Here is a 21973-nt window from a genome sequence, read left to right as displayed (position 1 = left end):
ACGCGCGCCCGACCGGCGGCTTCGTGCTGCGCTGGCCCTTCGCCGGCACCCCGCCCGCGACGCGGATCAATGGCCGCGCGGCGCAGTGGCGGGACGGTGCGCTACACCTGCCCGCCACCGGTCAGCCGCAGCGCATCGCCATCGGTCGCTGAAAATTACTCGACCACAGCTTTGCCGCTGGTGGCAAAGTCCATCTGCTTGCCCGCGTCGGCGCGGTAGCGCGGCCATTGCGGCAGGTCTACGCCATTGGGATCGCCCGTCTTCACGAAATTGACCAGATAGCCGCTCATGATGTCGCCCATGCGATTGTCCCGCGGCGTGGTCGCCGCGCCATATTTGATGGCCTGCGTGTCGAAGAAGAAGGGGATGTCGGTCGCATGATAGGCGTTGGTGCCGCCTACCGAATTCGCCACATAGGAAAAGCGGTAGGCATAGGTCGGCATGCCGCGCCCGGCGAACCGCGCGGCCAGATCGCGCGCGCCTGCGACCATCGGTCCATCCGGCCCGCCAATGTCCGCGCTGGTCGCGCCGATCATCACCGGGATCACTGGTGCGCGACCGCTTTCATGCGCGGCGATCACGTCCACGCCGCTGCGCCCATCCGTAACGGGACTGAAGAAATTCTCCATCTTCGCCAGGTTGAGGTCGCCCACCACGGCGCGGGCGGGCAGGGCGCGCAGCTTTGCCGCGGCGTCCGGCGCATCGGGCGCAATCCCTTCGCTTTGCCCGAACGCAACCGCCAGCCGTTCCGCATCGGCGGGCGTCGATAGCGCGCCCGGCTTGCCATCGCCGCCGGACATGATGACGGCCCGGTCGAACAGCCCTTTGGCCAGCGGCGTCGTCATCAGCGCATGGACGGACCGGCCGCCCGCGCTTTCGCCCACGATCGTCACCTGATCCGGGTCGCCGCCAAAGCCTGCAATGTTCCGCTGGACCCACTTAAGCGCCGCGATCTGGTCCAGCAGTCCGTAATTGACGCCCTGGTCCTTGCCCAGCGCGGGGTGGCGGAATGTGCCAAAGCGCCCCAGCCTGTAGTTGAAGCTCACCACCATCACGCCCTGTCTGGCGATGGGCGCACCGCTATAGGTGGGCGGCGACGATCCGCCATTCACAAAACCGCCGCCATAGATCCACACCATCACGGGCAGCTTTCCCGCCGCGCCCGCCGGCTTCCAGATATTGAGGTACAGGCAATCTTCCGACGGCGTGGTGCCCAGCGGCGCGGCATCGCTCGGAAAGGGTTCCTGCATGCAATCATTGCGATAGGCCGTCGTTTCGCGCACTCCGCTCCAGCGCGCGGCGGGTTTGGGCGGCTGCCAGCGCAGCGCATCGACCGGCGGCGCGGCGAAGGGAATGCCCTTCCAGCTTTCGACGCCATCTACGATGCTGCCCTGCACCTTGCCATATTCGGTCGTCGCTACCGAAGCGGCCGGCGCGGCGGCGTCCGCATTGACCGGCATCACCATCGCCACGCCCAGCATGGCGGCGAAAAATCCCTTGGGTTGCGTCATATCTCGTCCTGTCCTGCTCCCTTGGGACCCACTATGCCTGCCCCGGACAGCGTTGCCAATGGCGCAGACGTCGTATGTCGGGCCACCTCTCTTGCCCTGTTCCCGGCGCTCGCCTAAAGGGGCGCTCATGCCTCCCATGCCCGCCGCGTCCGTCTCGTCCGACCTTACCGGTCGCGCGCTGTTCCCGCATCGGCATCTCTTGTCCATCGCCGATCTCAAACCCTGGGAAATCCGTTTCCTGCTGGACGAAGCGGACCATTGGGCGCAGGCGAACAAGGGCCAGGCGCGCAAACATGATGATCGCCTGGCCGGCATGACGCAAATCAATGCCTTTTTCGAAAACAGCACCCGCACCTTGCTGTCCTTCGAAATCGCGGGCAAGCGGCTGGGCGCGGATGTCGTCAACATGGCGGCCGCCACCTCCAGCGTGAAGAAGGGCGAAACGCTGATCGACACGGCGATGACGCTCAACGCCATGGCCGCCGATGTCATCGTCATCCGCCACGCCAGTTCGGGCGCGGTGGCGCTGATCGCGGACAAGGTCGACTGCCCGGTGCTCAATGCCGGCGACGGCTGGCATCAGCATCCGACGCAGGCGCTGCTCGACGCGCTCACCATCCGCCGGCGCAAGGGCGGGTTCGAGGGCCTTGTGGTCGCGATTTGCGGCGATGTGCTGCACAGCCGCGTCGCCCGGTCCAACATGCTCTGTCTCGCCGCGCTGGGGGCGCAGGTCCGCGCTGTGGCGCCGCCCACATTGCTGCCGCCCGAGGTGGAGATGCTGGGGGCCACGCCTTACACGTCCATGGACGAAGGGCTGGATGGGGCCGACGTGGTGATGATGCTGCGGCTCCAGAATGAACGGATGGACGGGGCGTTCATTCCTTCGGCCCGCGAATATCATGCATTCTATGGCCTGACGCCCGAACGGCTGGCCATCGCCAAGCCCGACGCGCTGATCATGCATCCTGGTCCCATGAACCGGGGCGTGGAAATCACCAGCAGCGTCGCCGATCACCCCGAACGGTCTGCCATTACCGAACAGGTCGCCATGGGTGTCGCTGTCCGTATGGCTTGCCTTGACGTGCTGACGCGCAGCGCGCGAGGCGTGGAGGGATGGGCTTGAAAATCCCGGCCAATAAAGACGGGATGGACTTGACCATCCCGACCACCAAAGACGGGGTGGGCATGACCCTGCGCGCGATTGTCCATGGGAAGCTCGCCGATCCTGCTGCCGACGCGCTGCGTGACGGTGTCATCCTGATCGAGGGGGACCGGATCGTCGCGGCGGGACAGGTCGATGTGCCGGCCGATGCGGATCGGATCGACGCGCGCGGCCTGGTCGTCGCGCCGGGCCTTGTCGACCTTGGCGTATTCGCGACCGACAAGCCGGCCTTCCATTTCGGCGGTATCACGCGCGCCGCGCTGATGCCCGACCAGCGCGCCCCGCTCGACGATGTCGGCCTGATCCGCCAGGCGACCCGCGCGGGCAAGCCCGATTTCTGGGTCCATCCCATCGCCGCCGCGACCCGCGGCCTGATGGGCAGCGAAATGGCGGAAATGGGCCTGATGCAGGCGGCAGGGGCAAAGGCGGTCGGCACCGGTCGCCAGTGGATCGCCGATTCAGGCGTGATGCTGCGCGTGCTGGCCTATGCCAATGGGCTTGGCCTGACGCTCATCACCCATGCTGAAGATGGCGGCCTGACCGCCCGCGCCGTCGCCACCAGCGGCGAAACCGCGACGCGCCTGGGTCTGCCGCATGCGCCGGCCTGCGCCGAAGCCATGGCGATCGCCCGCGACCTGATGCTCGTGCGCGAAACCGGCGCGGCCATTCATTTCCGGCTTGTCACCACCCGCGCCGGCTTTGACCTCATCCGCGCGGCCAAGGCGGAAGGGCTGCGCGTCACCTGCGGCATCACACCCGCCTATCTGTTCCTCAACGATCAGGCGGCGACGGATTTCCGCACCTTCGCGCGGCTGTCGCCGCCGCTGCGCCATGAGGCCGATAGGCTCGCCAGCATCGCCGCCGTCGCCGACGGCACGGTCGATGTCATCACCTCGGGCCATGATCCGCGCGGGCCGGAGGACAAGCGCCTGCCCTTCGCCGATGCCGCGCCGGGCATGGCGGGGGCGGAAACGCTTTTGGCGCTCTCGCTCAATCTGGTGCGCGAAGGCCATGTGTCGATCAACCGACTGATGACCCTGCTCTGCGCCAACCCCGCAAAAATCCTGGGCGTCGACGCGGGCAGCTTTGCGCCCGGCAGCGCCGCCGACCTCATCCTCGTCGATCCCGACGCGCCCTGGATCGTCGATTCATCGCGCATGGCGGCGTCGGCGGGCAACACGCCGTTTGACAAGGTGCCGGTGCAGGGCCGCGCCCGCCGCGTGATGAAGGGCGGGGCGTTCCTCTGATTAGCCGCTGAGCCTTGTGCGCTTGTCGACGGCCAATGGTCAGGCCGGATCAGCAGGCGGGATCGCGCTGCCTTCGGGTTCATCCTTCATGGCGGCAGCCGTCTTTTCCGCGGCCGCCATGACGCGCAATATATTCTCGCCCGCCAGCTTGGCGATGTCCGCGTCGCTCCAGCCGCGCCGCATCAGTTCGGCCAGCAGCGCGGGATAGGTCTGCACCCCGCCCAATCCTTCGGGCAGGTCGCCGACACCGTCAAAATCGCTGCCGATGCCGACATGGTCGATCCCCGCCACCTTGACGATATGCTCGACATGGTCGGCGACCTGGCTGATGGTCGCTTTGGGCTTGGGATGCGCCGCCTCCCATGCCGCCAGTGCCCTGGCCGCGCCTTCGGGATCGCCGATATACAGCCCGCCAAAGGGCGGCGCATTGTTGCGGGCGATCTCCGCGCTGCGATCCGCGCCCCAGACCCGGCGCGCCTCCGACACATATTGCGCGGCGAAATTGACCATGACGATGCCGCCATTGGCCGCCACCTGCTTCAGCACCGCGTCCGACACATTGCGCGGCGTGTCGCACAGCGCCCGAGCATTGCTGTGGGAAAAGATCACCGGCGCTTTCGTCACGCGCAGCGCGTCCAGCATCGTCGCCTCGCTGACATGGCTCAGGTCCACCAGCATGCCCAGCCGGTTGAGTTCATGCACCACCGCCTCGCCAAAGGGGGTCAGGCCGTCATGCTGCGGATTGTCGGTCGCACTGTCGGCCCAGCCGATTGTGCGGCTGTGGGTCAGCGTCAGATAGCCCGCGCCCAGCTGGTGATAGGCACGCAGCACCGCCAGGCTGCCATCGATCTGGCCGCCGCCCTCCACGCCCATCAGCGATCCGATCCGCCCGGCCTTGTGCGCCGCGCGCATCTCGGCGGCCGTGCGCACCAGCCGGAAATCCTGCGGATAGCGGGCCGCCAGGCTGTGCACCATGCCGATGGCGTCCAGCGTATCCTTGACCTGCTGCACCTGCGGCAGGTCGGCCGACACCCAGACGGACCAGAATTGCCCGCCCAGGCCGCCAGCCCGAAGCCGTTCGACATCGGTGTGATAGGTGGCTGGGTCCAGCCGCCTCAAATCCATGGTCCAGCGCGCATCCTTCGCCTTTTCCGCCAACGCCTCGGGCCAGTCATTATGGCCGTCGATCAGCGGCGTCGCCTTCAGCACCTTTGCGATGCGCGCGGCATAGGGACCCGTGGCGGGATCGTCGGCGGCATGGAGGGCAGGGGAGGCGAACAGCAACGGCACCAGCGCCAGGGATAGCATCTTCATGGGAAAGGCAGGCTAAGGGGGGCAGGACGCAAGTCAATCGCTTCCGACGCCCGATTCCCGGTGATCGCAAAGCCATAACTTGCGCTCATGAACGCACTGGCCCTGTCGGCGCCTCCTCTGCTATCCTAAGGCCCACATGCTGATCGATCCGTTGATCCTGTTGCAGGCCTATTCCATCGGCGTCTTCCCCATGTCGGATGATCGTGACGCGCGCGATGTCTATTGGGTCGAACCCAAATATCGCGCGATCTTGCCGCTCGAGCAGTTCCACCTGTCGCACTCGCTGGCCCGGGTGCTGCGCCGCGATCGCTTCCGCGTCACCGCCAACCGCGCCTTCGGGGACATATTGGCGCTGTGCGCGCAGGCCGCGCCCGACCGCCCGTCGACCTGGATCAATCACGCGATCGAGCGCGCCTATGTCGACCTGCATGCCCGGCGCTTCGCCCATTCGATCGAGGTGTGGGACGGGGAGGAACTGGTCGGCGGCCTCTATGGGGTGGCGCTGGGCACCGCCTTCTTCGGCGAATCCATGGTGTCGCGCCGCACCGACGCGTCAAAGGTGGCGCTGGCCTGGCTGGTGGCGCGGATGCGTTTTGCCGGCTTCACCCTGCTCGACTGCCAGTTCATGACCGATCATCTGCGCACGATGGGGGCCATCGAAATCCGCCAGCGCGACTATCTTCAATTGCTGGGCGCGGCCGTGGGTTCGCTGTCGCTGGGGGCAGGGTCGGACGTGCTGGCCGCCGGGTCGGGCGCGTCGGCGGAGCTGGCGTTCGCCCCGCTTGCCGGACGCGCCGACACCGGCTCGCCCTTGGCGCCCAGCTTGACCGTGTCGGGACCGCTTTCGGGCCATTCCATCGCGCAGCTTCTGACCCAGACGTCATAGATCGGGTGCTGCACCACATTGCGGTCGGGCCGGTCGCGAAACAGCCAACCGGAAAAGGCGCGGCGCCACTTATTATCGGCGCTGCTGCGCACGTCCAGCTGCACGAAAGCGCCGGTGTCCTGGATATTTTCCCATGGCGCGGTGGTTTCGCACGCCTGCAACCGCACGATCGCATCGCCCACCCGGACCGCTTCGCCCGGCTTCAACGTCAGGTCACGGGTCAGGCCGTTGCGCTTGTTCAGCAGGCCCAGCACGGCGGATCGCTCGGCCATCGGCGTGCCGGGCATGACGCCATTGTCGGCGGGGCGGATCGGCGTGCCCTCCACCTTGACCGGGCCAGACCGATTCGCGGGAGGCAGGGCGTCATCATCGCCGCAAGCGGCCAGCGTCAGGACGCAGGGCAACATGACCAGGTACGAAAGGATCGGCGGGAACGATCCCGCCGGGCGTCCGCTCATGCCGCGTCGGGGCTCCACGCCTCATAATCGCCGGTCGCCTTCTGGCGCAGGCCGCCCTTTTCCAGCGCGCCCGACGGGCGGTAGGCCTGGGGCGTACCGGTCGCGTTGGGTGTGGATTCTTTTTCCCAGATGCGCGGCGGCGGCAGGAAGCTTTCGGGCGCGCCCTCGATCGAATGATGCAGCCAGCCATGCCATTCGGCGGGCACGCGGCTGGCGTCATTCGCGCCGCTGTAGATCACCCAGCGGCGGGTCAGCCCATTGGGGTCCTTGCCGCCTTCGAAATAGACATTGCCCTGATGATCCTCGCCCACCTTGCTGCCCTTGCGCTTGGTAAAGAGCCAGGTGCCAAAGGTGGCGCCATTCCACCAGGTGAAGATGTTTGCCAGGATACCCATGGCCCAAGCGCTTAGCCGCTGCGACGGACGCGGGCAAGCCGGATATGGCGTCAGCGCGTCGGGACCGGGCAGAAATTGAGATCGGTCGCCAGCCCTTCCGTCGGCACCGCGCAGCCGCCCCAACTCACGCGGTCGCCTTCACCGATGCCCAGTTCCGCCGCGCGCCCGCCGCGCAGTTCCAGCACCGCCGCCACCGGCACTCCGGCTGACACCGGCGTGCGCGAATAAGGTTCGGCCTGTGCCTGGATGAACGCGATCGTCCCGTCGCTATGGATGAACAGCATGTCGAGCGGCACCAGCGTATCCTTCATCCAGAAGCTCGCGGTGCGCGGCGGGTCCATCGGGAACAGCATGCCCCCGTCCGCCGCGATCGCCTTGCGGAACATCAGCCCCTTGTCCTGCTCCTGCGGAGTACGGGCGACCTCGACATCAAACCGGTGCGCGCTGCTGGCGGTTTTGATCATGACGGGCAACAGGGCAGGGGCCTTGGCGGCAGAGGCGTTGTTTGCGTCCTGTTCCCTGTCCGCCGTGCCGCCTTGGCACGCGGTGAGCAGGGCAAGGGCGAACAGGCTGGCGATGCGGATCATGCCAACTGCCTAGAGCGAAACCCGCGCCAAGGGGAAGGGCTATTGCGCCTTTTGCAGCGCCGCCAGATCCTGCGGCCGGTTGATATTAGGCAGTGCGATGCCCTCCAGCAGCACCACACGCCCGCCCGCTGCCTCGAGGCAACCACGAATCGACCGGTTGTTCTCGCCGGCCAGATGGGCGTCCAGCATCGGCGCGAGCGGAGCGGGCCACCATCCCAACAGTGGCTGCCCCTTCACCACCGCGGCCTGCGCGCCGATTAGCAAGGCGGGCAATTGCGCAGGATAGACCGGCATGTCGCATCCCGTGGTAAGAACCCCGGCAAAGCCATGGTCGGCCGCATGATGCAACGCCGCGTTGAGGCCGCCCAGCGGTCCCATATCGCGCTGCGGACGGTCCGCCAGCCCGCCCGCGCGTCCACACACCACCACCTGCCCCACATGGGGGCTGATCGCGGCAATGGCATGATCCAGCAAGGTGCGCCCGTTCAGCAGCGCCAGCGCCTTGTCGCTGCCGAACCGGCTGGACCGCCCGCCCGCCAGCACCGCCCCTAGCACTATCTGCGTCGACATGGCGTCTCCTCAAGGCCGTTTTCGTCATAGGCAGGACAGGCGCGAGCCGCTAGCCGCGACATTGCCAGCCTGCCGGGCGGGGCCTAGGGTCGCCTGTAATGACAGTGCCGCCCGATCTCGTTCCGAACCCCCAGCCTTTCCTGCGCCTGACCCGCGATGATGCGACCACACCGGTCGACCGGCCCCTGGCGCGCGAAATGCCCGTCGCGATCGAATATAATGGCGCGGGCTATGCCGTGCTGATGGCGACGCCGGACAATATCGTCGATCTGGTCCAGGGGTTCAGCCTCGCCGAACGGCTGGTGTCGCGCGACGATGCGCTGCTTGATATCGACGTCCATGCGACCGGCGCAGGTGTCATCGCGCGGGCGACCTTGCCGCCGCACCGCACCGGCGATCTGCTCCAGCGCGTGCGCCATCGCACTTCCGATTCGGCCTGCGGCCTGTGCGGCGTCGAGACGCTGGAACAGGCCCTGCGGCCGCTGCCGACCATCACGACCATGTCCCGCGCGAATCGCGCCGCCATCTTCCGCGCGCTTTCTGCCCTGCGCGATCATCAGCCGTTGAACGCCGCGACCGGCGCGGCGCATTGCGCAGCCTTGGTCGATCCGCAGGGGAGCATCCGTTTGGCGCGGGAGGATGTCGGCCGCCACAATGCCTTTGACAAGCTGATCGGCGCGATGGCCCGTGCCGGCCTTGGCTGGGATGGCGGCTTTGCGCTGCTCTCCTCGCGCTGTTCCTATGAACTGGTGGAAAAGGCGGTGCTGGCCGACTGCCCGCTGCTCGTCACCATCTCCGCACCGACCAGCCTTGCGGTAGACCGCGCGGCGGCCGCCGGCCTGCCGCTGGTCGTGCTCGCGCGGCCCGACGCGTTGCTGGCCTATGGCAACGCGCTTTAGCGGAACACCCATTGCCGGTTGAGCACGAACATGATGGCCGGCGTCACGAACAGCATCGCGGGGATGGGCGACCATTCGGGCCAGCCCATATGCGTGACGCACAGCCACACCCACAGCGCGTTCAAGCCATAGCTGACCAGCGACGCCGCCACGAACCGCACGCCGCGTGCGCCATGCCCATCGCTGCGCGCTTGGTCGCGAAAGGTGAACAGGCTGTGCGCCACATAGCCCACGCACACCGCCCCGCCATAGCCGATCAGGTTGGCGATCTGAACATGCAACCCGCCCAGCGTCGCCAGACACCAGTAGATCGCCGCCTGGCACGCCGTCACGAACAGGCCGGTCACGCCATAGCGGACGATCTGCCAGAACAGCGCGCGCCGCTGCGGGCTCAACCGTTCGGCGAAAATCATCATGGCCCCCGTTGCGCTTTGAAGCGGGTCGTCTAATCGACCGGCATGAACTTGCAAAGCCGGCACGACATGCGCGCGAAATCGATGGTCCTGGCGGGTCATCTGGCCCGCTGGTCCAGCCGTCACTGGAAATGGCTGACCTTCCTCATCTGGGTTGTCGCCGCCGTTGCCATGGTGGCGACGCGCTGGCCGGCCATCTACTGGCTCGTGCTTGGCGATACCGACGATAATATTCGCTATGTCCAGGTGAAGGACTGGCTGGCGGGGCAGGGCTGGTTCGACCTGCGCCAATATCGGCTCGATCCGCCGGGCGGCGCGAATATCCATTGGTCGCGCATCGTCGATCTGCCCATTGCCGGGCTGATGCTGTTCTTCCGCGCCTTTGTCGATCAGGGCATGGCCGATCGCCTGGCCTGCGGCATCGCGCCCCTGTTGCCGCTGCTGCTGCTGATGCTCTCCCTCGGCTTCATCGGCCGGCGGCTGGCCGGTCCGCATGGCTGGCTGCTTGCGGTCGTTGCGCCCTTCGCCGCGCAGATGGGGCTGGGCATGTATGCGCCGATGCGCATCGACCATCATGGCTGGCAACTGGCGCTGGCGCTCACCATGCTGGCCGGGGTGATTGATACCAACCGGCTGCGCGGCGGCATCATGGCTGGGGTCAGCAGCGCGCTGTCCATCGCCATCGGCATGGAAATGATCGTCTATCTGGCCGCGGGCGGCGCGCTCATCGCGCTGCGCTGGGTATTCCGCCCCGGCGCAGAAAGCCGCATGCTCGCCTATGCGCTCAGCCTGTCGGGCGCGACCTCGCTCCTGTACCTGCTCTTTGCCAGCTATGCCAATCGCGCCATGGTCTGCGACGCGCTCTCGCCCATATGGGTGGCGGTGTTCGGCGCGGCCGGGGCGGGGATGGTGCTGCTGGCGCTCGCGCCGCTGCGGGGCTGGCCCATGCGTCTTGCCGCAGGCGCGCTGGTCGGCGGGGCGCTTGGCCTCTTCGTCTGGCTCAACTGGCCGCAATGCCTTAGCCCCTATCAGATTTCGCCTGAGCTCCAGCGCCTGTGGCTCGCCAATATTCGTGAGGCAAAGCCGATCACCGCGCAGGCGCAAAGCCTGGTCGTGCCGTTGCTCGCTATCCCCGCCGCCGGTCTGCTCGGTCTGCTCTGGGCGTTGTGGGACGCGCGACGCGATGGTGAACGCCTTTGGGCCTGGGCGACTGTTGGGGCGATGATGGTCTTTTCGACCGCCTTGCTGTTCTGGCAATTGCGCGCCGGGCCGGCGGCGCAACTGCTCGCCATCCCTCCCGCCGCATGGGCCGCGCATCGGATGGTTGCGGCGGTTCTGGCCGGATCGCGCCGCGCCCGCATTGCTGGCGTGGCCGGGGTCGTGGTGCTCGGCGCGATCGCCTTTGCCTATCCGCTCTATCCACAAACGGTGAAGCTCTATCAGGACATGACCGGGCAAAAGCCCAAGGCCTGGCGCCCGGCCGCGCTCGCCCGCACCGATGCGATAAAGAAAGCAAATGGCCGTTGCCGCACCCTGCCGGCGCTCGCCGTGCTGGACCAGCTGCCGCCCGCGACGATTTTCACCATGGTCGACCTTGGCCCGCGCATCCTGGCGACGACGCATCACAGCGCCCTGGCCGGCCCCTATCACCGCAATGGCGCGACCATCCTGGATATCCATCACGCCTTCGATGGCAAGGCGGCCGGCTTCCGCGCCATCGCCGCCAGGCATCATGCGACCTATCTGCTGATCTGTCCGAATTTCCCCGAAGGCACCATCTATCAGTCGCGCAGCCCCGGCGGCTTCTATGCGGACCTGATGCGCGGGCAGCGGCCTGACTGGCTTGTCCCGGTGCGGCTCAACACCGACATGACCTTGCCCTATCAGCTGTATCGCATCCTCTATTCACCGGCGGGCAGCGAAGAAATCCCGCAGCAGCGCTGACGCTTCCGCCTCGGCCAGTCCCGCATAGACCTCCGGCCGATGCAGGCATTGGGGCTGCATGAAAAGGCGCGGCCCCTGCTCGATCGCGCCACCCTTGGGGTCTGCCGCCCCATAATAGAGCCGCGCGATCCGCGCGTGGGAAATCGCGCCGGCACACATGGCGCAGGGCTCCAGCGTCACCCACAGGTCGCATCCCGTCAGACGAAAGTCATGAAGGCGCGCCGCAGCGGCGCGCATCGCAACCATTTCCGCATGGGCGGTAGGGTCGCAATCGCGGCGATTGCGATTCTCGCCCTCGCCAACGATGACGCCGTCGCGTGTCACCACCGCGCCGATCGGCACCTCGTCCGCCGCCTGCGCCGCGCGCGCCAGTTCAAGGGCGCGGCGCATCGGCTCTGGCAGGGGAAAGGGCGTGGCCATGCCAAGCCCTTACTGCACCTTGGTCAGGATCGGAATATCAGGGTTTGCGCACATCCACGGTCGGCACTTCGACCGTCTCGTTGCGGGTGCCGACTTCCACCTTGGCGACATTGGCTTCATATTTGGGAAGAGATCCGCCGCGCACCGATACTTCGGGCAGGCTACCCGACTGCGTGCGTTGCAGGTCGATGAAGCCGGTGGCGATTCCGCCCGCCAAAACCAGCAGGATAATGACCAACAATCCACCAATGAGTCGCATTTCGCCCTCCTTTGATATAACCCATGTCAAACGCCGCGCTGTGGGAAAGGGTTGCGTGCCGTCCCATCCGGGTTGACGGCCGCAGGGAATCCCGTTATCGGCGCGGCTTTCCGAACGAACCCGAATTCAAAGGTTGAACAGACTATGTCGCGCATTTGCGAGCTGACCGGCAAGGGCCGCCAGGTGGGTCACAATGTTTCCCACGCCAATAACAAGACCAAGCGTGTGTTCCTGCCCAACCTGCAGAACGTCTCGCTGATCTCCGAAGCGCTGGAAACGACCGTGAAGCTGCGCGTGTCGACCCATGGTCTGCGTTCGGTCGAACATAATGGCGGCCTGGACAACTGGCTGGTCAAGACCAGCGATGACAAGCTGTCGCTCAAGGCCCGTCGCCTCAAGCGCGACATCGTCAAGAAGAAGGCCGCAGCGGCGGCCTGATCTTTCCGATTCGTTTCGGTGAATGAGCGGCCTGGAAACGGGCCGCTTTTTTGCGTTGCCTTTTGCGGGGGCCAGCGGTCACATCGCGGGCAGCGCGAATTTCAGCAGCAGGGTGCGCTGGAAAAATTCGTGATTGTCGTCGGATATGATCCAGATAACGGGTCGTCCTTCTTCGCGCGTCACTGTCATACCCTCAAAATTGTCGGCCAGCAGCGGCGGCGCGAGCCGGGCGAGCGTGCGGCTTTTCAGGATCGTGCCCGCCGTCATGGCCGGGGGCAGGTCGACGATCGCGATCGTTGCTGTGAACAGATCCTGCAACGTCAGGCGGCGATGAAGCACCAGCAGGTGATGTGCGTCCAACGCGACTGCATCGGTCGGCCTGTATCCCCGGGGCGGCGTGTAGCGCAGCGGGACGGGATCGCCGGTCGCGGCATCGGCCGGATCGCCGGGGAAGAGCAGCGCCTCGTGCCGTCCCTCCGCTGTCATCCCCATTTCGCCGATGGCGATGAAGCGTCCATCGGGCAACCGGGCAAGCGATTCGATCGATCCGGTCTTGGGCCATGCGGCGATCTGCGGCCAGGTTCGGCACGCTTCCACCCGCGCGAAACCGGGGCCGTAACGGCAGATGGACTGTTGAAGCTCGAAGCCCACCCAATATCGGTCGGTGGCTGGGTCATGCGTCAGCGACTCTGAATCCCACGCCCACCATGGGCGATGCCGGTCCTGCGGACGAATGGGCAGGGGGGCGATAAAGGGACGGCGCAGATGCGGCCCGTCGCCGACATGAAACCCCATCAAAATGCCCGAATCGCTTAGCGCCAGCGTTTCCCCGGGGCCTGCTGCCAGCAGCGCGGAGATGCCGCCGAAGCCCGGATTGGCGCTCTGCAATTCCCACCCGCCCAGATATGTGAGCGCGCCGATGCTGCGCCGCGCCGGATCGGAGGGGTCGAGCGGCAGTGCTCGCGCGCTGACCAGCAATGTGCCGGCGCGCACGGCCTCGGGCTTTCCGGGGTGCGGCGCGGGCAATAACAATATCGCCAGCGTCAGGACGATCAGGATTCGGGTCATCGCCGCCCCGCTTAGGACAATATGCGGCAGGACGCAGCAAAGCAGTGACGGGCCGCCATCAGGTGAACGCCGCCTGACAGCATCATTCAGCGATGGCTCAAGCCCGATAAGGCATAAAGGCATTCATCAATGGCGAATCCCTTCTTCGCGCTTCGCCGATGAAAGTCAGTTTTTCTGGAGGAGCAACCACCATGAAGATGAAGTTTCTTGTAAATATGGGAGCCGCTCTTGCGATGGGCGCCGCCTCCCTTGCTGTCACCGCAACGCCCGCCATGGCCCGCGATCATTATCGCGGCTATGATCGTGGCGATCATTATCGTGGATATAACCGGGGCTATCGCGGCGACCATTATCGTGGCTATCGCGGCGAACGCTATTATCGCAACACCTACCGTGGGTATCGCGGTGGCTACCGCGGCGGTTATCGTTGCCGCGACAATGGCACGGGCGGCACCATCATCGGTGCGATCGCCGGTGGCCTGCTCGGCAATGAGGTCGGTCGCAATTCAGGGCGTTACGGCCGTGGCGACGGCACCGCCGGCGCGATCATCGGCGCAGGCGTCGGCGCTCTGGCCGGCCGCGCGATCGATCGCAACTGCTAAATCGCATCGTCTGGATGCACATAGGGCCGTCCCGCTGGGGCGGCCCTTATCGTGTCGTTTCGGCCGCTGGCGCAGCGCCACGCTGACGGTCGGCCGCCATCCGCGCAGCGGGATTAAGCCCTGACGCCCCATCCTCCGTCACGCCGACGCGTGCGTCCAGCGTGGCGGCCGCTTCATTGAGGGCGCGCGCTTCGCTGGCGCTCACGCCGCCCACGCCGTCGCTATCTGACGATCCGCAGGCATTCAGCAGCGCCAGAACGACCAGGCCCGACAGATACCGCATCGGCACTCTCCCAACAGGAAAGGGGTCGCCCCGTTTGCCGGAGCGACCCCTTTCGCAAAATCTTCCCTGGTCAGGGACAATTACATCGCGTTCGCAACGTTGTTCGTCGCGTTGGACGCGGCGTTGGCGGCGTCGTCAGCGGCGTTCATCGCAGCGTTCATGGCGTTGTCGGCAGCGTTCGACGCATTCTCGGCAGCATTGGCAGCCATGTTGGCCGCATTGTCTTCATGGTTGCCACTGCAGGCAGCCAGGCCGAGCGAAGCGGCGAGAACGAGCGAAAGAGCAATCGACTTGGTCATGGGCAACAACCCCTCTCTGAGAAAAAAAAGATGCAGACCACTCTCGGAGAAAAGCTCACCCCCCATTGCGCCTGCGCCGCGATTCGTAATGCCTTGATCAAGGCAAGGCAATCCCATTCGTCGCAAAGCAAGGCTTTGTGGGGGTCGTTACGCTTGGTTCGTCGCAGAATTGACGGGCATTGACGTATATAAAGATTTCTTTATATGACGTCTTCATGCACTCCGCTCTCGACATTTTCCGGGCGCTTGGCGACCCGACGCGACTGCGGATCGTGCATCTTTTGCGCGCAATGGAACTGGCTGTGGGCGAAATCGCCCAGGTCGTCGGGCAAAGCCAGCCCCGCGTCTCGCGCCATGTGCGCATCCTTGCCGAAGCAGGCCTTGTCGAACGGCGCAAGGAGGGCAACTGGGTGTTCCTTCGCCTGGCACGCGGGCAGGGGATCGCGCCTTTCCTCACGTTGTTCGATCGGCTCGAACCTTCGCAGTCTGAAGTGCTGTGGCAGGCGGCCGATCTGGCCCGCTTGTCGGCGGTCCGGGCCGAACGGGCGCGCGCGGCCGAAGCCTATTTCGCCGATCATGCCAATGAATGGGACGCGATCCGCTCGCTCCATGTGCCCGAAGCGCAGGTGGAAGCCGCGATGACCGCGCTGCTGGCGCGCGAACCGATCGGCCATATGCTCGACATTGGCACTGGCACTGGCCGGATGATCGAATTGTTCGGCTGCGACGCGCGCCAGGTTACCGCGCTTGACCGCAGCCCCGACATGCTACGCCTCGCCCGCGCCAAGCTGCCGCAGGATGCGGGCGACAAATATGCGCTGCTGCTGGGCGATTTCCTGTCCCTGCCGATGGAATCGGGCAGCATAGACACGGTGCTGTGCCATCAGGTACTCCATTATGCGCAGGCGCCCGAAAGCGTCATTGCCGAAGCGGCGCGCGTGACCGCGCGGAACGGCCGCGTATTGATCGCTGATTTCGCCCCGCATCAGCGGGAAGAACTGCGCATGCGCGACCAGCATGCGCGGCTTGGCTTTGCCGATGCCCAGATCGAAGGCTGGTTCGCGGATGCGGGCCTGGTTCTCGAACAGGTCGAAAGCCTGCCGGGGCAGGAATTGACGGTGCAACTCTGGCTGGGGCGGCGCAAAGGCGCTGACGTCCTGCCGCTCGAACGACGGATATCCGCATGACCATTGACGATCGCGTACCTCTTTATGCGGATCTGGCTGGCGACGCGCGCGTCAGCTTTGAATTTTTTCCGCCCAAGACGGAAAAGATGGAGGCGCAACTCTGGTCGGCGATCGAAACGCTCGCGCCACTTGCGCCTCGTTTCGTGTCGGTCACCTATGGCGCGGGGGGATCGACGCGCGAGCGCACGCACAACACCGTCGCCCGGATAGCGCGGGAAACCCCGCTTGCCGCCGCCGCGCACCTCACCTGCGTCGCTGCCAGCACGGACGAGATTGACGAGATTGCCGACGCCTATTGGCAGGCCGGCGTGCGCCACATCGTCGCGCTACGCGGCGATCCGCCCGAACAGGGTGGACGGTTCGAAGCGCATCCCGATGGCTATGCCGGCGCGGCCGATCTGGTCGAAGGGCTGATGAAGCGCCACCCGTTCGAAATTTCCGTGTCCGCCTATCCCGAGGTTCATCCAGACGCCCGTGATCCGCAAAGCGATCTCGACAATCTCAAGCGCAAGCTGGACGCAGGGGCGACCCGCGCCATCACGCAATTCTTCTTTGAGGCCGACACCTATTTCCGCTTCATGGACAAGGTGCGTGCCGCCGGCATCGATGCGGAAATCGTGCCCGGCATCATGCCGGTCGGCAATTTCGCCGCGGTCCAGCGCATGGCGGCGATGTGCAACACCGATGTCCCGGCCTGGATGGGGCGCCTGTTCGAAGGTCTGGACGACCGCCCCGCCGCTCGCCAGCTTATATCCGCGACGCTCGCGGCCGAACTCTGCCGCAAACTCTATGAAGGGGGCGTGCGCGACTTTCATTTCTATACGCTCAACCGGGCGGAACATAGCTATGCGATCTGCCATCTGCTGGGTTTACGGCCCAGGGTGACGGTGGAAGCCTGACACGCAATCAACCCCCTCCGTTCGGTTCGAGCTTGTCGAGAACCATCACGCGCGGGGTTCTCGACAAGCTCGAACCGAACGGGGAGAGGGAGCAAATGACCGCCGAACAGAAATTCCGCCAACTGGCTGCCGAAAAGATCCTGATCTTTGACGGCGGCTATGGCACGTCGATCCAGAAACATGGCCTGACCGAAGCCGATTATCGCGGCGACCTCGATCTGGCGAAGGACCAGAAGGGCAATAACGACCTGCTCTGCCTGACCCGCCCCGACATCGTAGAGGGCATCCATACCGCCTATCTCGATGCCGGCGCGGACATGGTCGAAACCAACACGTTCAGTTCGACCAAGATCGCCATGGCCGATTATGGCTGCGAACATCTGGTCTGGGACATTAATCTCGCGGCGGCCAGGCTGGCCCGCTCAGCCTGCGAGAAGGCAAGCGCGAAGGACGGCAAGCCGCGCTTCGTCTGCGGTTCGATCGGCCCGACCAACAAGACGCTCTCCATCTCGCCCGACGTCAACGACCCCGCCTATCGTGAGGTCGATTATGACACGCTCAAGGCCGATTATCGCGAACAATGCGACGCGTTGATCGCGGGCGGGGTGGATTTTCTGCTGGTCGAAACCTGCTTCGATACGCTCAATGCCAAGGCCGCGGGCATGGCCGCGCGCGAAGCGGAAGCGGCGGCCGGACGCTCCGTGCCGCTGATGCTCAGCTTCACCATCACCGACATGTCGGGCCGCAACCTGTCGGGCCACACGATCAACGCCTTCTGGTATTCGCTGCGCCATTTGAAGCCGCTCACCATCGGCGTGAACTGCGCCTTCGGTGCGGATCTGCTGCGGCCTTATCTCAGCGAATTGTCGAAGAATGCCGACACGCTGATCCTGGCCTATCCCAATGCCGGACTGCCCAACGAACTGGGCCAATATGACGAATTGCCCGAAACCACCGCGAAGCTGATCCGCGACTGGGTGGACGAAGGCCTTGTCAACATGGTCGGCGGCTGCTGTGGCACGACGCCTGCGCATATTGGCGCGGTGGCGAAGGCGCTGGCCGGTCACAAGCCGCGTCTGGTGCCCGATCTGCCGGTCGTGACGCGGCTCGCGGGCCTCGAACCCATGCATATCGCGGCCTGAAACCCACATCCGTTCGGTTCGAGCTTGTCGAGAACCGGGCGCGGATGCTTCTCGACTTCGCTCGAAGCGAACGGATATTGATAAGATGACCACCCAATCCACCGCCAACTTCGTCAACATCGGCGAACGCACCAACGTCACCGGTTCCGCCAAGTTCAAGAAGCTGATCATGGCCGGCGACTATGCCGCCGCCATCGATATCGCGCGCGATCAGGTCGAAAACGGCGCGCAGATCGTCGACGTGAACATGGATGAAGGGCTGCTCGACGCGGTCGAGGCGATGACCACCTTCCTCAAGCTGATGACTGCGGAACCGGACATCAGCCGCGTCCCCGTCATGATCGACAGTTCCAAATGGGAGGTGATCGAGGCTGGGCTCAAATGCGTCAGCGGCAAGCCGGTGGTGAACTCGATCAGCATGAAGGAGGGCGAAGAGGCCTTCCTGCACCATGCGAAGCTTTGCATGGCCTATGGCGCCGCCGTCGTCGTCATGGCCTTCGACGAAACCGGGCAGGCCGACACGAAAGAGCGCAAGGTCGAGATTTGCGAGCGCGCCTACAAGCTGCTGATGACCATCGGCTTCCCGCCGGAAGACATCATTTTCGATCCCAATATCTTCGCGGTTGCCACTGGCATCGAAGAGCATAATAATTACGGCGTCGACTTCATTGAGGCGTGCAAGGAGATCAAGGCCCGCTGCCCGCATGTCCATATTTCGGGCGGCCTGTCGAACTTCTCCTTCTCCTTCCGGGGCAACGAGCCGGTACGCCGGGCGATGCACAGCGTCTTCCTCTACCACGCCATTCCGGCGGGGCTGGACATGGCGATCGTCAATGCGGGGCAGCTCGACGTCTATGACGCGATCGACCCGGCGCTGCGCAAGGCGTGCGAGGACGTCCTCCTCAACACCGACGCCGAAGCGGGTGACCGCCTCGTCGCGCTCGCCGAATCCTTCAAGGGCAAGGATGCCGCGTCCGAAAAGGCGGCGCAGGAATGGCGCGGCTGGCCGGTCGCCAAGCGGCTGGAACATGCTCTGGTCAAGGGCATCGACATGTATGTGGTCGAGGATACCGAGGAAGCCCGCCTGGCCGCCGCCCGGCCCATCGAGGTGATCGAAGGCCCGCTGATGGACGGCATGAATGTCGTGGGCGACCTGTTCGGCGCGGGCAAGATGTTCCTGCCCCAGGTCGTGAAGTCCGCCCGCGTCATGAAGAAGGCGGTCGCGCATCTGCTGCCCTATATCGAAGCGGCAAAGGAGCCGGGCGCGAAGGGCAAGGGCAAGATCGTCATGGCCACGGTCAAGGGCGACGTCCACGACATCGGCAAGAATATCGTCGGCGTCGTGCTCCAGTGCAACGGCTTCGACGTCATCGACATGGGCGTGATGGTGCCCTGGCAGGACATTCTCAAGGCCGCGAACGAGAATGACGCCGACATGATCGGCCTCAGCGGCCTCATCACCCCTTCGCTCGACGAGATGGTGACGGTGGCGGCCGAAATGCAGCGCGCCAACATGACGATGCCGTTGCTGATCGGCGGCGCGACCACATCCAGGGTCCACACCGCGCTGCGTATCGACCCGGCCTTTACCGGGCCGGTGGTCCATGTGCTCGACGCCAGCCGCGCGGTGGGCGTCGCGACCGCATTGGTGTCGGACACGCAAAAGACCGATTTCGTTGCCAGGACGAAGGCCGATTATGATCATGTCCGCAAGGCGCGGGAAGGTAAGGGGCAAAGCCAGCTTCTCTCGATCGAGGACGCGCGCGCCAACGGGTTCGAGATGGACGAGGCTTTGAAAGCCCCGCGTCCGCGCCTGCCCGGCGTGCATCGCTTTCCCGACTGGGATTTGAAGGATCTGGTCCAATATATCGACTGGACCCCTTTCTTCCGCGCATGGGAACTGGCGGGCAATTATCCCGCGATCCTGGACGACGAGATTGTCGGCGAAAGCGCGCGCAGCCTGTTTGCCGACGCGCAGAAGATGCTGGACCGGATCGTCAGTGAAAAATGGCTGACCGCGCGTGGCGTATGTGGCCTGTGGCCCTGCCGCCGGGTGGGCGACGACATCGTCGTGCATGTGGAGGATGAACGCCATGTCCGCCTCCCCATGCTGCGACAGCAGATCGCCAAGCGGGAAGGGCGCGCCAATATGTGCCTGGCCGACTTCATCAGTCCCCATGGCGACTGGATGGGCGGCTTTGCCGTGTCGATCCACGGCATCGAACCGCATCTTGCCCGCTTCAAGGCGGCGATCGACGACTATTCGGACATTCTTCTGAAAGCGCTGGCCGATCGTCTGGCCGAAGCCTTTGCCGAGCGATTGCACCATTATGTCCGCACCGCGCTTTGGGGCTATGCCGAAGGGGAGCAGCTGACCAACGAGGCGCTGATCAAGGAGCAATATCGCGGCATCCGCCCTGCGCCCGGCTATCCCGCCTGCCCGGAACATAGCCTCAAACCCCTGCTGTTCGACATGCTCGACGCGCATCACGCCACCGGGGTTTCGCTGACCGAAAGCTTCGCCATGCTGCCGACGGCGGCGGTCAGCGGCTTCTATTTCGGCCACGATCAGGCCGAATATTTCGGCGTCGCCCGCGTCGGTCGCGATCAGTTGGAGGATTATGCCGCGCGGCGCGGTATCGACCTGGAAACGGCCGAGCGTTATTTGCGCCCCAATCTCGACTGAGGCGGACTTGCAGGGCGACGCGTCATCGCGCGTCGCCCGCCCCGGTCAGAAATCCAGCTCGGCGCGCCAGCCAATGACATCGACGCTGTAGTCCCGGTCGTCCCCGGCCAATATCGCCGCGTCGCCAAAGCGCAGATGGGCGTAATTGACGTTGAAGCGCAGGAACTCGACCGGCGTCCACACCATCGCGGCGATCACCGCCTTTTGCGTGCCGCCCACGATCCCCTTGTCATTCAAGTCCAGATAATCGTAGCGCAGCGTCGCCTGCAACGCGCCCCATCCGCCGCTGCCGACCGGGCTGTCAGGCGTCACCGTGCCGAAAATGCCGTTCTTATACCCGCGCTTTTCGCCCGTCAGCACATAGCCGACTTCGCCATAGCCGCCGAAGAAGACGGGATCGGCGACGCCGGGGCGCGACACCCGCAACCAATGCGCTTCGCTCGCCCACCAGAAGGGGCCGCGTTCGCCCGCAAATTCCAGCCCATAATGGCTTTCGCTTTTCCCGACGATCTGCGGCGTCGCCAAGAAGCGGCTGTTGGCGGAATGAAGATAGGCGCGCTGGCGATAGCGTTGACCGACCGATGAAAGCCGCTGGAAATCGCGCCAATGGCCCGACGCCGCCAGATGCAATTGCGTGTCGCCCCATTTGGGCGCCAGCACGATGCGCCCGTCGAGGGAGTAGCTGTTATTCTCGTCCCCGCCATCGGCGCCGTCCGCATCATTGGTCAGCGAATCGGCACTGTCGGAAAACAGGCCCGCCTGCGCCAGCACTATGCCCTTGCGATATTGCACGGACAGCCCCAGCCGCCGCTCGAAATTGAAGGCGTCGGTAAAGGCCGCGCGCTCCATCACCGCGCCGCCGGTATCGCTGATCAGTTCGTCCAGCGACTGGAAGCCATTATGATTGCCCAGCGTCACCAGCCACGGGCCCTTTTCATAAGTGATGAAGGAATCGACCAGATCGACGCTGTTGTCGGACAGTTCCAGTTCCAGCTTGTAGCCAAAGCCGCCGCCGATCCTGCCTTCGCCGCCCAGCCGCAGTCGCCGCAATTCGTTGGAATAGCCCCGCGCCCGGTCCGCGACGCTGTCAGGCGTCATCAGCAGTCCGGCGTCATATTGGATGCGACCCTTGGGGTGGAAGGTCATCTCTCCCTGGGAAAAGACCGGGCCTCCCTTCCAGCGAACCGCCGTGGGCGTTTGGGCGGGCGGGGCGGGCTCGGTGGCGGCCGCCAGTGGTGGCGGGGCAGGGGGGCCGCCCTGCGTCGCGGCCATCACAGCCGCCGAATCACCCCCCCCGATGCGCG

23 protein-coding genes and 1 pseudogene are annotated in these 21973 nt (G+C 65.2%); 11 read left to right on the top strand and 13 right to left on the bottom strand.

Features of this window, described 5'->3' with window-relative positions; genetic code table 11:
- Positions 1-155: 155 nt before the first annotated feature.
- Positions 156-1511: a carboxylesterase/lipase family protein gene (locus tag B2V90_RS00405; protein WP_228220609.1), complete on the bottom strand. Its 1356-nt coding sequence runs from the start codon at positions 1509-1511 to the stop codon at positions 156-158.
- 127 nt (positions 1512-1638) lie between these two features.
- Between B2V90_RS00405 and B2V90_RS00400 the strand changes: the two genes are divergently transcribed.
- Both B2V90_RS00400 and B2V90_RS00395 read left to right on the top strand, forming a co-directional pair.
- Complete coding sequence (locus B2V90_RS00400; RefSeq protein WP_228220610.1) at positions 1639-2634, top strand: aspartate carbamoyltransferase catalytic subunit; 996 nt, start codon at positions 1639-1641, stop codon at positions 2632-2634.
- Positions 2635-2696: 62 nt separating this feature from the next.
- Complete coding sequence (locus tag B2V90_RS00395) at positions 2697-3920, top strand: dihydroorotase (RefSeq protein WP_228220862.1); 1224 nt, start codon at positions 2697-2699, stop codon at positions 3918-3920.
- Between the two features lie 39 nt (positions 3921-3959).
- Here B2V90_RS00395 and B2V90_RS00390 read toward each other — a convergent pair whose 3' ends face one another.
- On the bottom strand, positions 3960-5234 hold the full coding sequence (locus B2V90_RS00390) for a dipeptidase (RefSeq protein ID WP_228220611.1): 1275 nt from the start codon (positions 5232-5234) through the stop codon (positions 3960-3962).
- Positions 5235-5370: 136 nt separating this feature from the next.
- Between B2V90_RS00390 and aat the strand changes: the two genes are divergently transcribed.
- Positions 5371-6120 carry a leucyl/phenylalanyl-tRNA--protein transferase gene (gene aat, locus B2V90_RS00385; protein ID WP_228220612.1) on the top strand — a complete coding sequence of 250 codons (750 nt, stop codon included), beginning with the start codon at positions 5371-5373 and terminating at the stop codon, positions 6118-6120.
- Between the two features lie 35 nt (positions 6121-6155).
- Here the strand turns inward: aat and B2V90_RS00380 are convergent.
- The 4 genes and pseudogenes from B2V90_RS00380 to mobA all read right to left on the bottom strand — a co-directional run.
- Positions 6156-6392 (bottom strand): annotated as a pseudogene (locus tag B2V90_RS00380) (DUF2155 domain-containing protein); the annotation flags it as partial.
- Positions 6393-6574: 182 nt separating this feature from the next.
- Positions 6575-6973, bottom strand: coding sequence for an NADH:ubiquinone oxidoreductase subunit NDUFA12 (locus B2V90_RS00375; RefSeq protein ID WP_009822603.1), 399 nt, complete (start codon positions 6971-6973; stop codon positions 6575-6577).
- Positions 6974-7023: 50 nt separating this feature from the next.
- Positions 7024-7560, bottom strand: a complete 537-nt coding sequence (locus B2V90_RS00370; protein ID WP_228220613.1) for a DUF192 domain-containing protein — start codon at positions 7558-7560, stop codon at positions 7024-7026.
- Between the two features lie 39 nt (positions 7561-7599).
- Positions 7600-8130 (bottom strand): molybdenum cofactor guanylyltransferase, encoded by a 531-nt coding sequence (mobA, locus tag B2V90_RS00365; RefSeq protein WP_228220614.1) that lies wholly within the window; start codon positions 8128-8130, stop codon positions 7600-7602.
- Positions 8131-8228: 98 nt separating this feature from the next.
- On the opposite strand from mobA, the gene fdhD reads away from it, so the two are divergent.
- The gene (gene fdhD / locus B2V90_RS00360; RefSeq protein WP_228220615.1) at positions 8229-9029 is read left to right on the top strand and encodes a formate dehydrogenase accessory sulfurtransferase FdhD; all 801 of its coding nucleotides are present in this window, start codon (positions 8229-8231) and stop codon (positions 9027-9029) included.
- Here fdhD and B2V90_RS00355 read toward each other — a convergent pair.
- Positions 9026-9442, bottom strand: a complete 417-nt coding sequence (locus B2V90_RS00355) for a GtrA family protein (RefSeq protein WP_323132788.1) — start codon at positions 9440-9442, stop codon at positions 9026-9028. The two genes, fdhD and B2V90_RS00355, sit on opposite strands and share 4 nt — an antisense overlap.
- A gap of 45 nt (positions 9443-9487) precedes the next feature.
- On the opposite strand from B2V90_RS00355, the gene B2V90_RS00350 reads away from it, so the two are divergent.
- On the top strand, positions 9488-11386 hold the full coding sequence (locus B2V90_RS00350; RefSeq protein ID WP_228220617.1) for a hypothetical protein: 1899 nt from the start codon (positions 9488-9490) through the stop codon (positions 11384-11386).
- Here B2V90_RS00350 and B2V90_RS00345 read toward each other — a convergent pair.
- Together B2V90_RS00345 and B2V90_RS00340 are read right to left on the bottom strand one after the other, a co-directional pair.
- Complete coding sequence (locus B2V90_RS00345; protein WP_228220618.1) at positions 11348-11806, bottom strand: nucleoside deaminase; 459 nt, start codon at positions 11804-11806, stop codon at positions 11348-11350. The genes B2V90_RS00350 and B2V90_RS00345 overlap by 39 nt on opposite strands.
- Before the next feature lie 37 nt (positions 11807-11843).
- The gene (locus B2V90_RS00340; RefSeq protein WP_009822596.1) at positions 11844-12065 is read right to left on the bottom strand and encodes a hypothetical protein; all 222 of its coding nucleotides are present in this window, start codon (positions 12063-12065) and stop codon (positions 11844-11846) included.
- A 144-nt stretch (positions 12066-12209) separates the two neighbouring features.
- On the opposite strand from B2V90_RS00340, the gene rpmB reads away from it, so the two are divergent.
- The gene (rpmB, locus tag B2V90_RS00335) at positions 12210-12503 is read left to right on the top strand and encodes a 50S ribosomal protein L28 (RefSeq protein WP_009822595.1); all 294 of its coding nucleotides are present in this window, start codon (positions 12210-12212) and stop codon (positions 12501-12503) included.
- Between the two features lie 78 nt (positions 12504-12581).
- Here the strand turns inward: rpmB and B2V90_RS00330 are convergent, their stop codons facing one another.
- Positions 12582-13571 (bottom strand): esterase-like activity of phytase family protein, encoded by a 990-nt coding sequence (locus B2V90_RS00330; protein WP_228220619.1) that lies wholly within the window; start codon positions 13569-13571, stop codon positions 12582-12584.
- Between the two features lie 191 nt (positions 13572-13762).
- On the opposite strand from B2V90_RS00330, the gene B2V90_RS00325 reads away from it, so the two are divergent.
- Positions 13763-14173, top strand: a complete 411-nt coding sequence (locus B2V90_RS00325; RefSeq protein ID WP_228220620.1) for a glycine zipper 2TM domain-containing protein — start codon at positions 13763-13765, stop codon at positions 14171-14173.
- Positions 14174-14219: 46 nt separating this feature from the next.
- On the opposite strand, the gene B2V90_RS00320 is transcribed toward B2V90_RS00325, so the two are convergent.
- Both B2V90_RS00320 and B2V90_RS00315 read right to left on the bottom strand, forming a co-directional pair.
- Complete coding sequence (locus B2V90_RS00320) at positions 14220-14456, bottom strand: hypothetical protein (RefSeq protein ID WP_228220621.1); 237 nt, start codon at positions 14454-14456, stop codon at positions 14220-14222.
- A gap of 80 nt (positions 14457-14536) precedes the next feature.
- The gene (locus tag B2V90_RS00315; RefSeq protein ID WP_009822591.1) at positions 14537-14755 is read right to left on the bottom strand and encodes a hypothetical protein; all 219 of its coding nucleotides are present in this window, start codon (positions 14753-14755) and stop codon (positions 14537-14539) included.
- A 215-nt stretch (positions 14756-14970) separates the two neighbouring features.
- Between B2V90_RS00315 and B2V90_RS00310 the strand changes: the two genes are divergently transcribed.
- The 4 genes from B2V90_RS00310 to metH all read left to right on the top strand — a co-directional run bounded on the left by B2V90_RS00310 (position 14971) and on the right by metH (position 20669).
- Positions 14971-15942 carry an ArsR/SmtB family transcription factor gene (locus B2V90_RS00310; RefSeq protein WP_009822590.1) on the top strand — a complete coding sequence of 324 codons (972 nt, stop codon included), beginning with the start codon at positions 14971-14973 and terminating at the stop codon, positions 15940-15942.
- On the top strand, positions 15939-16841 hold the full coding sequence (gene metF / locus B2V90_RS00305; RefSeq protein WP_228220622.1) for a methylenetetrahydrofolate reductase: 903 nt from the start codon (positions 15939-15941) through the stop codon (positions 16839-16841). The genes B2V90_RS00310 and metF overlap by 4 nt, the downstream gene beginning before the upstream one ends.
- Before the next feature lie 95 nt (positions 16842-16936).
- The gene (locus tag B2V90_RS00300; RefSeq protein WP_228220623.1) at positions 16937-17983 is read left to right on the top strand and encodes a homocysteine S-methyltransferase family protein; all 1047 of its coding nucleotides are present in this window, start codon (positions 16937-16939) and stop codon (positions 17981-17983) included.
- Positions 17970-20669, top strand: a complete 2700-nt coding sequence (gene metH / locus B2V90_RS00295; protein WP_348656703.1) for a methionine synthase — start codon at positions 17970-17972, stop codon at positions 20667-20669. Before B2V90_RS00300 ends, metH begins: the two co-directional genes overlap by 14 nt.
- A gap of 45 nt (positions 20670-20714) precedes the next feature.
- Here metH and B2V90_RS00290 read toward each other — a convergent pair.
- Positions 20715-21973, bottom strand: a 1259-nt coding sequence (locus B2V90_RS00290) for an OprO/OprP family phosphate-selective porin (protein ID WP_293919420.1), incomplete at its 5' end; no start/stop codon positions are given.

It is taken from the genome of Sphingobium sp. UBA5915, from assembly GCF_002431195.1.
Classification (GTDB): domain Bacteria; phylum Pseudomonadota; class Alphaproteobacteria; order Sphingomonadales; family Sphingomonadaceae; genus Sphingobium; species Sphingobium soli.
Note: the sequence above shows the minus strand (reverse complement) of the source record. Positions and strands in the feature narration are given on the sequence as shown.

What these genes read in the sequence shown, in the direction of transcription:
- B2V90_RS00395 (WP_228220862.1), top strand. Translation starts at nt 2,697, where the DNA reads ATGACCCTGCGCGCGATTGTCCATGGGAAGCTCGCCGATCCTGCTGCC.
- B2V90_RS00355 (WP_323132788.1), bottom strand. Translation starts at nt 9,442, where the DNA reads ATGATTTTCGCCGAACGGTTGAGCCCGCAGCGGCGCGCGCTGTTCTGG.
- mobA (WP_228220614.1), bottom strand. Translation starts at nt 8,130, where the DNA reads ATGTCGACGCAGATAGTGCTAGGGGCGGTGCTGGCGGGCGGGCGGTCC.
- metF (WP_228220622.1), top strand. Translation starts at nt 15,939, where the DNA reads ATGACCATTGACGATCGCGTACCTCTTTATGCGGATCTGGCTGGCGAC.
- B2V90_RS00370 (WP_228220613.1), bottom strand. Translation starts at nt 7,560, where the DNA reads ATGATCCGCATCGCCAGCCTGTTCGCCCTTGCCCTGCTCACCGCGTGC.
- rpmB (WP_009822595.1), top strand. Translation starts at nt 12,210, where the DNA reads ATGTCGCGCATTTGCGAGCTGACCGGCAAGGGCCGCCAGGTGGGTCAC.
- B2V90_RS00340 (WP_009822596.1), bottom strand. Translation starts at nt 12,065, where the DNA reads ATGCGACTCATTGGTGGATTGTTGGTCATTATCCTGCTGGTTTTGGCG.
- B2V90_RS00315 (WP_009822591.1), bottom strand. Translation starts at nt 14,755, where the DNA reads ATGACCAAGTCGATTGCTCTTTCGCTCGTTCTCGCCGCTTCGCTCGGC.
- aat (WP_228220612.1), top strand. Translation starts at nt 5,371, where the DNA reads ATGCTGATCGATCCGTTGATCCTGTTGCAGGCCTATTCCATCGGCGTC.
- B2V90_RS00375 (WP_009822603.1), bottom strand. Translation starts at nt 6,973, where the DNA reads ATGGGTATCCTGGCAAACATCTTCACCTGGTGGAATGGCGCCACCTTT.
- fdhD (WP_228220615.1), top strand. Translation starts at nt 8,229, where the DNA reads ATGACAGTGCCGCCCGATCTCGTTCCGAACCCCCAGCCTTTCCTGCGC.
- B2V90_RS00325 (WP_228220620.1), top strand. Translation starts at nt 13,763, where the DNA reads ATGAAGATGAAGTTTCTTGTAAATATGGGAGCCGCTCTTGCGATGGGC.
- B2V90_RS00400 (WP_228220610.1), top strand. Translation starts at nt 1,639, where the DNA reads ATGCCTCCCATGCCCGCCGCGTCCGTCTCGTCCGACCTTACCGGTCGC.
- B2V90_RS00390 (WP_228220611.1), bottom strand. Translation starts at nt 5,234, where the DNA reads ATGAAGATGCTATCCCTGGCGCTGGTGCCGTTGCTGTTCGCCTCCCCT.
- B2V90_RS00330 (WP_228220619.1), bottom strand. Translation starts at nt 13,571, where the DNA reads ATGACCCGAATCCTGATCGTCCTGACGCTGGCGATATTGTTATTGCCC.
- B2V90_RS00300 (WP_228220623.1), top strand. Translation starts at nt 16,937, where the DNA reads ATGACCGCCGAACAGAAATTCCGCCAACTGGCTGCCGAAAAGATCCTG.
- B2V90_RS00310 (WP_009822590.1), top strand. Translation starts at nt 14,971, where the DNA reads ATGCACTCCGCTCTCGACATTTTCCGGGCGCTTGGCGACCCGACGCGA.
- B2V90_RS00405 (WP_228220609.1), bottom strand. Translation starts at nt 1,511, where the DNA reads ATGACGCAACCCAAGGGATTTTTCGCCGCCATGCTGGGCGTGGCGATG.
- B2V90_RS00350 (WP_228220617.1), top strand. Translation starts at nt 9,488, where the DNA reads ATGAACTTGCAAAGCCGGCACGACATGCGCGCGAAATCGATGGTCCTG.
- B2V90_RS00345 (WP_228220618.1), bottom strand. Translation starts at nt 11,806, where the DNA reads ATGGCCACGCCCTTTCCCCTGCCAGAGCCGATGCGCCGCGCCCTTGAA.
- B2V90_RS00320 (WP_228220621.1), bottom strand. Translation starts at nt 14,456, where the DNA reads ATGCGGTATCTGTCGGGCCTGGTCGTTCTGGCGCTGCTGAATGCCTGC.